Origin of the sequence: Microbispora catharanthi (assembly GCF_006334915.2) — a bacterium.
GTDB classification, from domain to species: Bacteria; Actinomycetota; Actinomycetes; order Streptosporangiales; family Streptosporangiaceae; genus Microbispora; species Microbispora catharanthi.
Map to the genome: position 1 here is coordinate 1 of NZ_VDMA02000053.1, position 8,870 is coordinate 8,870.

Here is an 8,870-nt window from a genome sequence, read left to right on the forward strand (position 1 = left end):
GGGATCTGATTTTGTATTTGTTCGGTACGCCGGGTCAGCATCGGTTCTGGTTCATGTGGGATGACCTGGTGCGGGGGGCGATCGGTGCGGTGGTGCTGGTCGACACGCGGCGGTTGGCCGACAGTTTCCCGGCGGTGGACTATTTCGAGGAGGCGCGTCTGCCCTTCGTCGTCGGCGTCAACGGCTTCGACGGGCAGTACCCGCACGCCGAGGAGGAGGTGCGGGAGGCGATGACGTTGTCGCCGCACATCCCGATCGTCCGCACCGACGCCCGTGACCGCGAATCGGTCAAGAGCACCCTGATCACCCTCGTCGAACACGCGCTGACCATGCGGGTGGCCGTGCCCGGCCCCAATTTCCACCAAGGTCGTGTCTGACAGAGCACGCTCTGCTGGGCGTGGCCCGGCGGCGCCTGCTCCACCCCATGGAAACTCCTCGCGGGCTCGGACTTTCCATGGGGACCGGGAAGATCAGCCACGAGGGCGGCCTTCGTGAGGCACTCCCGGCTCAGCGGGGCAGGGCCTCGATCAGGCTCGCTCCGGCGGGCAGCGGCAGGATGCGGGAGAGTGTGAAACCGGCCTCGCCGAGCAGCCGCGTGTGTTCGCTCAGCGTGCGCTCCATCCCGCCGTCGGTCACCGCGAGCATGCGCATGTCGAGGTCCTTGCCGATGTGCGGCGTGGCGTCGTCCGGCAGCACCATTTCCAGCAGCAGCACCCGGGCGTGGCGGGGAGCCGCCTTCCGCACGTTGGCGAGGATGCGCAGGCTCGCCTCGTCACTCCAGTTGTGGATGACGCTGGCCAGCAGATAGAGGTCCCCGCCCGCGGGCACGCTCTCGAAGAAGTCGCCGCTCTCGAACTCGCACCGGTCGCCGAGGCCCCGCGCGCTCAGGGACTCCCGGGCGTTCTCCACCACGTGCGCGATGTCGAAGAGCACGCCGCGCATGCCGGGGTGCCGGTCGAGCACCGCCGCCAGCAGGTGCCCGGTTCCCCCGGCGACGTCCACGAACGTCTTCACGCCGGTGAAGTCGTAGGTGGTGGCCAAAGCGGCCTCCAGCGGCGCCGCGCGGATGGCCATGTACTCGTTGAACAGGCGGGCCGCCTCGGGATGCTCCTGGAAATAGCCGTACAAGGGGCCGAATCGCGCGATGAAGGCGGACCGCCCGTCCTTCACGGTCTGCGCCAGGTTGCCCATGGCGTACCAGTAACCGTTCTCGGCCGCGGTACGCAGGGCGGAGCGCATGCTGCCCGGAACGCCGTCGCGCAGCGTCTGACCCTCCTCGGTCAGCTCGTACGTCCCCGGAGCGACGGCGCGGACCACGCCGACCGTCTCGAGTTCCCGCAGCACGCGCGCCAGGGAGGGCTCGTGCGCGTCACACGCCTTGGCGAGCTCCGGCACGTCCATCGGGCCGGAGGCCAGGTGTTCGGCGCAGTTCAGCTCGGCCATCGCGGCGAGCGCGGCGAACCGGGAGAGTCCGCGGATGGCGTCCCAGACGGGGCCGGTGGAGTCGATCACTGCTTCTCCAGAACAGTTGAGGTGGGGGAGCCGCCTCGGACCAGGCGGCCCACTTCGGCACGCAGCCGGACGAACGCGTCGAGTTGCCGCGTCGCGATCTGGTCGCGTGATTCGCCGAGGTCGACCGGCAGGTCGGCGGCGACCCGGGCCGGCGACCGGGTGAGGACGATCACCCGGTCGCCGACGTAGACGCTTTCGTCGATGTCGTGCGTGATCAGCAGGGTCGTCATGCCGTGATGCGCGCAGACCCGCAGCACCAGGTCTTCCAGGTCCTCGCGGGTCTGCGCGTCCACCGAGCCGAAGGGCTCGTCCATCAGCAGCAGGGACGGGCGGTAGGCGAGAGCGCGGGCGATGGACACCCGTTGCTGCATTCCGCCGGACATCTCCCAGGGGTACTTCGCCGCGGCGTCGGCCAGGCCGACCTGGTCCAGTGCGGCCATCGCCGCCTCCCTGCGGCGTCGCCGGTCCAGCCCGCGGCGTCGCAGCGGCAGTGCCACGTTGTTCGCGGCGGTCATCCAGGGGTAGAGCGAACGGCTGTAGTCCTGGAAGACGACGGCCAGGTTGTCGGGGATGCGATCGACGGGCTGTCCGCCGATCAGCACCCGGCCCCCGGTGGGACGGATGAGACCGGCGACGGACCGCAGCAGAGTGGACTTGCCGCAGCCGGAGGGACCCACGACGCAGACGAGTTCGCCCTCGGCGGCGCGGATGCTCACCCCGTCGAGAACGCGATGCGAGCCGTACGAGTGGACCAGATCGGTGATCTCGAGCACGATGCCTTCCTAGGTGGTCTGCCTGGCGTTCCTGTGCCAGGCGAGAACGCGCCGTTCCAACAGCAGGAACGCGGAGTTGAGCAGATAGCCGAGGAGGCCGAGCACCACCAGGCAGCCCCACATGTCGGTGTAGAGGTAGCTGCGCTGCGCCGACAGGAGCCGGTAGCCGAGGCCGCCGGAACCGGCGAGGATCTCGGCGATGACCAGCAGGATCAGGGCCAGTGAGAGGGCCAGCCGCAGGCCGGCGAAGATCTTGGGCATCGCGGCGGGAACGATCACTCTGGTGAGCCGCTGGACCGTCGAGAACCCGAAGATGCGCGCGGTCTCCAGGTGCTGCCGGTCCACCGTCCGGGTGCCGTCGACGGTGTTGAGGAGGATCGGCCAGATGATCCCGAACACGATCGTCGTGAGCTGCGCCGGCGTGCTCAGCTTCAGCAGGGCGAGGAAGAAGGGCACCAGCAGCGGAGGCGGCACGGCCCGGCCGAGGTGGATCAGCGGGTCGAGGTAGCCGGACAGGCGGGAGGAACAGCCGATGGCGACTCCGGCGGCCACCCCGAGGACCGCGGCCAGCGTCCACCCGGCGAACAGGCGGGCGAGGCTGGGGCCGAAATCGTCCATCGCCTGCTCCGTCAGCAGGAGATGGGCGGGCGGGCCGGACAGCCACATCTCGCCCATCCGGGCCAGCGTCGCCGACGGGGGAGGGAAGAACGGCTGCTCGGCGGCACGGGTGACGATCTCCCAGGCCACGAGCGTCACCGGCACCAGCCAGAGACGGCCGACGGCTCTGATCACGTTCATCGGGCGGCTCCGGTGCGTACGTCGTGCCAGCGGAACAGCCTGCGTTCCACCGCGACCAGGGCGGTGTTGGACAGGACGCCGAACAGGCCGGCCCACAGGGCCGCGCCGAGCATCAGGTCCATCCGGTTGCCGCTCGCGGCCTCCGTGATGTAGATCCCGATGCCCTCCGCCCCTCCTGCGAGCAGTTCCGCGCTGATCACGAGGATGACGGCGGTGCCGGCGGCGACGCGGATCCCGGTCGCGATGAAGGGCGCCGCGCTGGGCAGTGCCACCCGGAGCAGCACGGACACCGGGCCGAACCCGAAGCTGCGCAGGGTCTCCTTGGCGAGCGGGTCGACGTCCCGGAGCGCGTAGATCGTGTTGATGACGATCGGCCAGGACGCCGCGTAGACGACGACGGCCACCCTCAGGTGCAGGTTGTCGCTGAAGAGCAGGATCGCGAGCGGGATGATGGCGACCGACGGGATGGGCCGGAGGAATTCGATCAGCGGCCGTACGGCCCGCTCCACGGGCGGCAGAGCCCCGAGCGCGAGTCCGGCCGGGACCGCCACCGCCACGGTCAGCAGCAGCCCGAGCCCCCAGGCGGCGAGCGAGGCACGCGCGTCGGCGAGGAACTCCTGATCGACGAGCAGTTCCGCCGCGCCGCGGAGGATCGTGGACATGCGTGGCAGGAAGCGGTCGTCGATCAGGCCGGTCGCGCCGACGATCTCGGCCGCGGCGAGGAACCCCGCGACGCCGGCGACGCCGCGGAGGACTCGTGCGTGTTCCATGGCAGGTGCGGGATCTCCGTCAGCTCGCCGGGGGCAGCAGGATCATCGACTTCACGTCGAGATCGTTCTTGAGGTAGCCGTACTCCTTCATCAGGTCGGCCACACGCTGCAGGCGGGTCTCGCTGAGGGAGGTCGGGTAGGAGCCCAGGGAGATGACGGCCGCGGTGGCGGCGTCGATCTTGGTGTACTTGGGCAGCGTCTCCTCGACGATCTTGCGGTCCTTCGCGACGAGCGCCTGCGCCTTGCCGAGCGCCCGCTGGAACGCGGCTATCGCCTTCGGGTATTTGCTCGCGATGGCGTCGGTGGTGAACCAGCCGGCGATGGGAAGACTTTCGGTCGGACCGGTCATCTCATCGACGATGATTCGGCCACCCGCTTTCGATTCCACCGTGATGACCGGCTCGGTCATCGCCGCCGCGTCGACCTGGCCGTTTTCCAGGGCGGCGGGCATGTCGGGGAACTTCTTCTCCACGAACTGGTTCGGGGTCGCGGTCACCCCGGCCACCTTCATCTGCACTTCGGCGGTCAGCTGGCTGACGCTGTTGAGAACATTGACCGCTATGGTCTTCCCCTTGAGGTCTGCAACAGTTTTGATCGGGGAGTCCTTTTTGACCATGATGACGAAAGCGCCGGGAGCGGCGCCGTAGCTGTCCGCGACGTACTTGAACTTCCCCGCGCCCTTGTCCTGGGCGAGGAAGGTGCCGACGTACGCGCCGAGCGACAGGTCGAGGCTTCCGCCCAGCAGCTTCTGGGTGGCGACCGCGCCGCCGGCGACCACCTCGGGCTGGACCTCCAGGCCCTCGGCCTTGAAGAACCCCCGATCGATCGCCACCTGCAACGGCGCGCTGTCCGGCACCGGAATCGTGCCGACCTTCAGCGTCGTCTTCTCCAGTCCGTTGCCCGAGGAAGAGGAGGACGTCGTGTCGGAGTTGCCACAAGCGGTGAGCGTCAGGACGGCCGCGACGCCGACGGCGAGAGTACGCCTTATAAGCCTCATGAAGTCTCCTTGTCTGGAGTGTTGAGGTGGCCGCCCGCGACGGGTCTGTCCCGCATAGACGGCGACGGGCGAGAAGCGTACAGGAGCCGTACGGATTCGATGTGTTTGAGTCACGATTGTAGTCAAATTGAGGAATAAATCACCTCTGTCGTAATTTGTAATTACGGCCAGGGGCTTGGACCGGTTCCATGATGGAGGTCGTCGTGCATCTTCCGTCCGATATTGCCTTCCCCCTGCTCGTCACCGCCGTGCACATATGCGTTTGGGGCGGGGCGAAACTCTGGACCGCTCCAAAATCCCAAGCTCTTTGTCTATCTCGACGCCTTATGCTCAAATTGCCCGGTGATGTGCGGGCTCTCGCATTAGAGCGACCCCGGAGCTTTATCCCCTGAGATTCAGCGCGAGAGGTTGCGCCAGTGAGGACAGCAACGATCGAGAGTGGTCGCCGCGCCGAGCCCGAACCGGTCGCCGAGTCCGCCGGCGGCGCGTCCTCGGCGGACGGCGGGCCGCCCAGCGGGCCCGCGACCGGCAACTCGATTCAGCTGAAGAACTGGCGGGTGCGAACCAGGCTCGTCGCGCTGATCGTGCTGCCCACCGTCGTCGCGGTCCTGCTCGGCGGCCTGCGGGTGGCGAGTTCGATATCCAGCGCCGCCGAGTATCAGCGGGTGCGCGAGGCCGTCGAGCTCGTCGGCAACGTCGGCGTGCTCCTCCACGAACTCCAGCTGGAGCGCGACCTGTCGATCAAGTACGTCGCGGGTGGCCGTCGTGACAGAGACCTGCTCACCACCGTGAACAACCAGCACGACGCCGTGGACGCCGCCGCGCAGCAGGTGCGCGCCCGGGCCGGGACGAGCGGAGACGCGCTGGGCGGGCTCGGCCGGGAGGACCTGTCGCGGGCCCTGGCCCGGCTGACGGACCTGACCGCGTTCCGGAAGATCGTGCTCGAGTCGCAGCTCCCGCCGCTGCGCGGCATCGAGAATTACCGGCTCGTCACCGACGACCTGCTGAAGCTGTACGACGCGGCGGGCCAGGGAGTCCCGGACGAAGGGTTGTACGCGAGCATCAAGGCGCTCGGGGCGCTCGCACGGGCCAAGGAGGCGGTGTCGGAGCAGCGCGCGCTGCTCGCCATGGGACTGGCCCGGCAGCGGCTCGACCAGGCCGAGCTCGACGCCTTCACCGGCGCGACGGCCAGGGAGCAGAGCGAGCTGGCGGCGTTCACCGCCGTGGCCACCACCGACGAGCGGCAGCTCTACAACGACACGGTCACCGACCAGAAGGTGGACCGGGCGCGGTTCTTCATCGACCGGGCGCTGTATCTCGTCGGCACCGGGCAGCCCATCCGCAACCTCAGCGGCAGGGGGGCCGACGCCGACCGCTGGTTCGACGCGATCAGCGAGCAGGCCGACCTCATGCGTGACGTGACCGCCGCCCTGAGCAAGTCGATCGTCGCCCGGAGCGACGCTCTGCAGAGTTCCGACCGGAACGTGGCCGTTGTCAACATCACGATGGTCGTCGTCGTCCTGCTGCTGGTCCTGCTCATCACCGCCGTCATGGCGCGCTCTCTCGTACGGCCGCTGCGGCGGCTGCGCAGCGAGGCGCTGGAGGTCGCCGGGCACCGCCTGCCCGCGCTGGTGCAGCGGCTGCGCGAGTCCGAGGACGGCGCGGCGGGGCAGGCCGGGGTGCAGCCGATCGGCGTGGCGTCCGCCGACGAGATCGGCGAGGTCGCGCGGGCCTTCGACGAGGTCCACCGCGAGGCCATCCGGCTGGCGGGTGACGAGGCCCGGCTGCGCAGCAACGTCAACGCGATGTTCGTGAACCTTTCACGGCGCACCCAGACCCTCGTGGAGCGCCAGATCGCCCTGATCGACGGACTGGAGCAGGGCGAGCAGGACGAGCAGCGGCTCGGCGACCTGTTCAAGCTCGACCACCTGGCGACCCGCATGCGCCGCAACAGTGAGAACCTCCTGGTCCTCGCCGGGCAGGAGCCCGCACGCCGCTGGAGCCGGCCCGTCGAGATCACCGACGTCATCCGGGCCTCGCTGTCGGAGGTCGAGGGCTACGAGCGGGTGGTGCTGAACTTCCCCTCGGACGTCTCGATCGCCGGCCAGGCCGTCAACGACGTCATCCACCTGCTCGCCGAGCTGGTGGAGAACGCGCTGTCGTTCTCCGCCCGCGACACCCGCGTGGTGGTGTCGGGCAACCGGATCGACGGCGGAGGCGTGATGGTCTCCGTCACCGACTCCGGCATCGGCATGACGTCGGAGGAGATCTCCCAGGCGAACTGGAGGCTGGCGAACCCGCCGGTGGTGGACGTGTCGGTGTCGCGGCGGATGGGCCTGTTCGTGGTCGGCCGTCTCGCCGCCCGCAACGGCATCAGGGTCCAGCTCAGGCCGCACGACGGAGGCGGGCTGACGGCCATGGTCCTGCTGCCGGAGATCATCATGGGTCATCCGGCGAATCAGCCGGAGTCCTACTCGGGCGCGTTCGCCCCTGCCTGGAGCCCCCGGCAGGCCGAGCAGGGGACGGCACAGCAGGGCATCGGAGGCTGGGGCCGTCAGCAGCTGCCGGCCTCCGGGGTCGCGGCGCCGGCTCTCCATGATCCGCTCACCCGGATACGCGGCCGGTCGTCCGGCATGGACGAGGCGGCGACCGGGCCTCTGCCGGCGGTGACCGGGCCAGTCCCGATGGGGTTCGGCGCGATGCCGGCGACGACCGGCCCGGTCTCGATGCCCGGGCCGGTGCACGGCGCTCCCGTCCAGATGGGCGGCGTGCGTCCGAGCGGGGCACAGGCCGGGCCGCCGGCCGAGGAGTACCTGCCGATCTTCGCCTCCGTGGAGTCCGCCTGGTTCCGGCGCACTCCCGCCGCCGACACCGAATCCGGCTGGCAGGACACCCCGTCACTGGACGCCGGGTGGCGGGCCGCGGCGGCGGCCACCGAGAAGCCCGCCTCGGACGGCACGACCACCTCGGGTCTGCCCAAGCGGGTGCCGAAGGCCAACCTGGTGCCCGGCTCGGCCGATCCGGCCGCGGTGGCGTCGGCGGCGCCCACCCCCTCGCAGCCGCTCCTGTCGCCCGACCGGGCCCGCAGCCGGCTCGCGAGCCTGCAGCAGGGCGTACGGCAGGGCCGGGCGGTGGCCAGGGGCGAACTGAGCGCAGACGAGGGCTACCCGACCGCGAAAGGGGACGGCGCATGAGTGGGTTGAGCCAGGGCGCACGGGGCCTGAACTGGCTGATCGATGATTTCGTGAGTTCGGTGCCCGGTGTGGCGCACGCCGTCGTCGTCTCCGCCGACGGGTTGCCCCTGGCGTTCTCGCACGGGTTTCCCAAGGATCGGGCGGATCAGCTGGCGGCGGTGGCGGCCGGGTTGATCAGTCTGACGCAGGGTGCCTCGCGGGTGTTCGAGGGTGGCCCGGTGACGCAGACGGTGGTGGAGATGCAGCGGGGGTTGTTGCTGATCATGTCGATCAGTGACGGGTCCTGTCTGGCGGTGCTGGCGGCGGTCGACTCCGATCTGGGTCTGGTGGCCTACCAGATGACGTTGCTGGTGGAGCGGGCGGGCCAGGTGCTGACCCCCGCGGTCCGCGCCGAACTCCAAGCCATGTCCTATCCCCGGAGGTGACCGGATGGATCCGTGGGGACAGCCGCCGGGCGCGGAACCGTGGGATCAGGAACCCGGCACTCCGTGGGGGCGGCAGCCGGGCGCCCCGATCCCCGAGGAGCCCGCGTCTCCGGTCCGCCCGTTCACCGTCACCGGCGGCCGTACGACACCCCGCATGCAACTCGCGCTGGAGGCGCTGGTCTCCTCCGCCACGACCACTCACTACGACCTGTCCACGAGGCCCCCGGAATTTCGGGCCATCGCCTCCCTGTGCCGTCAGGTGCGGTCGGTGGCTGAGGTGTCGGCGTTGCTGCGGATTCCGCTGGGTGTGGTTCGCGTGGTGATCGCGGACATGGCGGCGGAGGGGCTGGTGCATGTGCATCAGCCGCAGTTGGAGGCCGGTAAGCCGGATCTGAACTTGC

The 8,870-nt window shown here is 69.6% G+C and carries 9 protein-coding genes; 4 read left to right on the top strand and 5 right to left on the bottom strand.

All coding sequences use genetic code 11. The annotated features are described in order from the left end of the window. The coding region (locus tag FH610_RS42280) for a GTP-binding protein (protein ID WP_205826460.1) at positions 1–377 on the top strand (377 nt) is incomplete at its 5' end. 130 nt (positions 378–507) lie between these two features. On the opposite strand, the gene FH610_RS42285 is transcribed toward FH610_RS42280, so the two are convergent. From FH610_RS42285 to FH610_RS42305, 5 genes are read right to left on the bottom strand one after another with little or no spacing between them, the layout of a single operon-like run. Further along, positions 508–1,512: a methyltransferase gene (locus FH610_RS42285; protein ID WP_240809528.1), complete on the bottom strand. Its 1,005-nt coding sequence runs from the start codon at positions 1,510–1,512 to the stop codon at positions 508–510. Further along, complete coding sequence (locus tag FH610_RS42290; protein WP_139580873.1) at positions 1,509–2,285, bottom strand: ABC transporter ATP-binding protein; 777 nt, start codon at positions 2,283–2,285, stop codon at positions 1,509–1,511. The genes FH610_RS42285 and FH610_RS42290 overlap by 4 nt, the downstream gene beginning before the upstream one ends. Before the next feature lie 9 nt (positions 2,286–2,294). Further along, positions 2,295–3,083 (bottom strand): ABC transporter permease, encoded by a 789-nt coding sequence (locus FH610_RS42295; protein ID WP_139580874.1) that lies wholly within the window; start codon positions 3,081–3,083, stop codon positions 2,295–2,297. Beyond that, positions 3,080–3,853 (bottom strand): ABC transporter permease, encoded by a 774-nt coding sequence (locus tag FH610_RS42300; RefSeq protein WP_139580875.1) that lies wholly within the window; start codon positions 3,851–3,853, stop codon positions 3,080–3,082. Before FH610_RS42300 ends, FH610_RS42295 begins: the two co-directional genes overlap by 4 nt. 19 nt (positions 3,854–3,872) lie before the next feature. Beyond that, positions 3,873–4,964 (bottom strand): ABC transporter substrate-binding protein, encoded by a 1,092-nt coding sequence (locus FH610_RS42305; RefSeq protein ID WP_240809529.1) that lies wholly within the window; start codon positions 4,962–4,964, stop codon positions 3,873–3,875. Between the two features lie 302 nt (positions 4,965–5,266). On the opposite strand from FH610_RS42305, the gene FH610_RS42310 reads away from it, so the two are divergent. From FH610_RS42310 to FH610_RS42320, 3 genes are all read left to right on the top strand, one after another. Continuing rightward, on the top strand, positions 5,267–8,044 hold the full coding sequence (locus FH610_RS42310; RefSeq protein WP_240809530.1) for a sensor histidine kinase: 2,778 nt from the start codon (positions 5,267–5,269) through the stop codon (positions 8,042–8,044). Continuing rightward, complete coding sequence (locus FH610_RS42315) at positions 8,041–8,469, top strand: roadblock/LC7 domain-containing protein (protein WP_139580876.1); 429 nt, start codon at positions 8,041–8,043, stop codon at positions 8,467–8,469. The genes FH610_RS42310 and FH610_RS42315 overlap by 4 nt, the downstream gene beginning before the upstream one ends. Positions 8,470–8,473: 4 nt before the next feature. Continuing rightward, on the top strand, positions 8,474–8,870 hold a 397-nt coding region (locus tag FH610_RS42320; protein WP_139580877.1), incomplete at its 3' end, for a DUF742 domain-containing protein.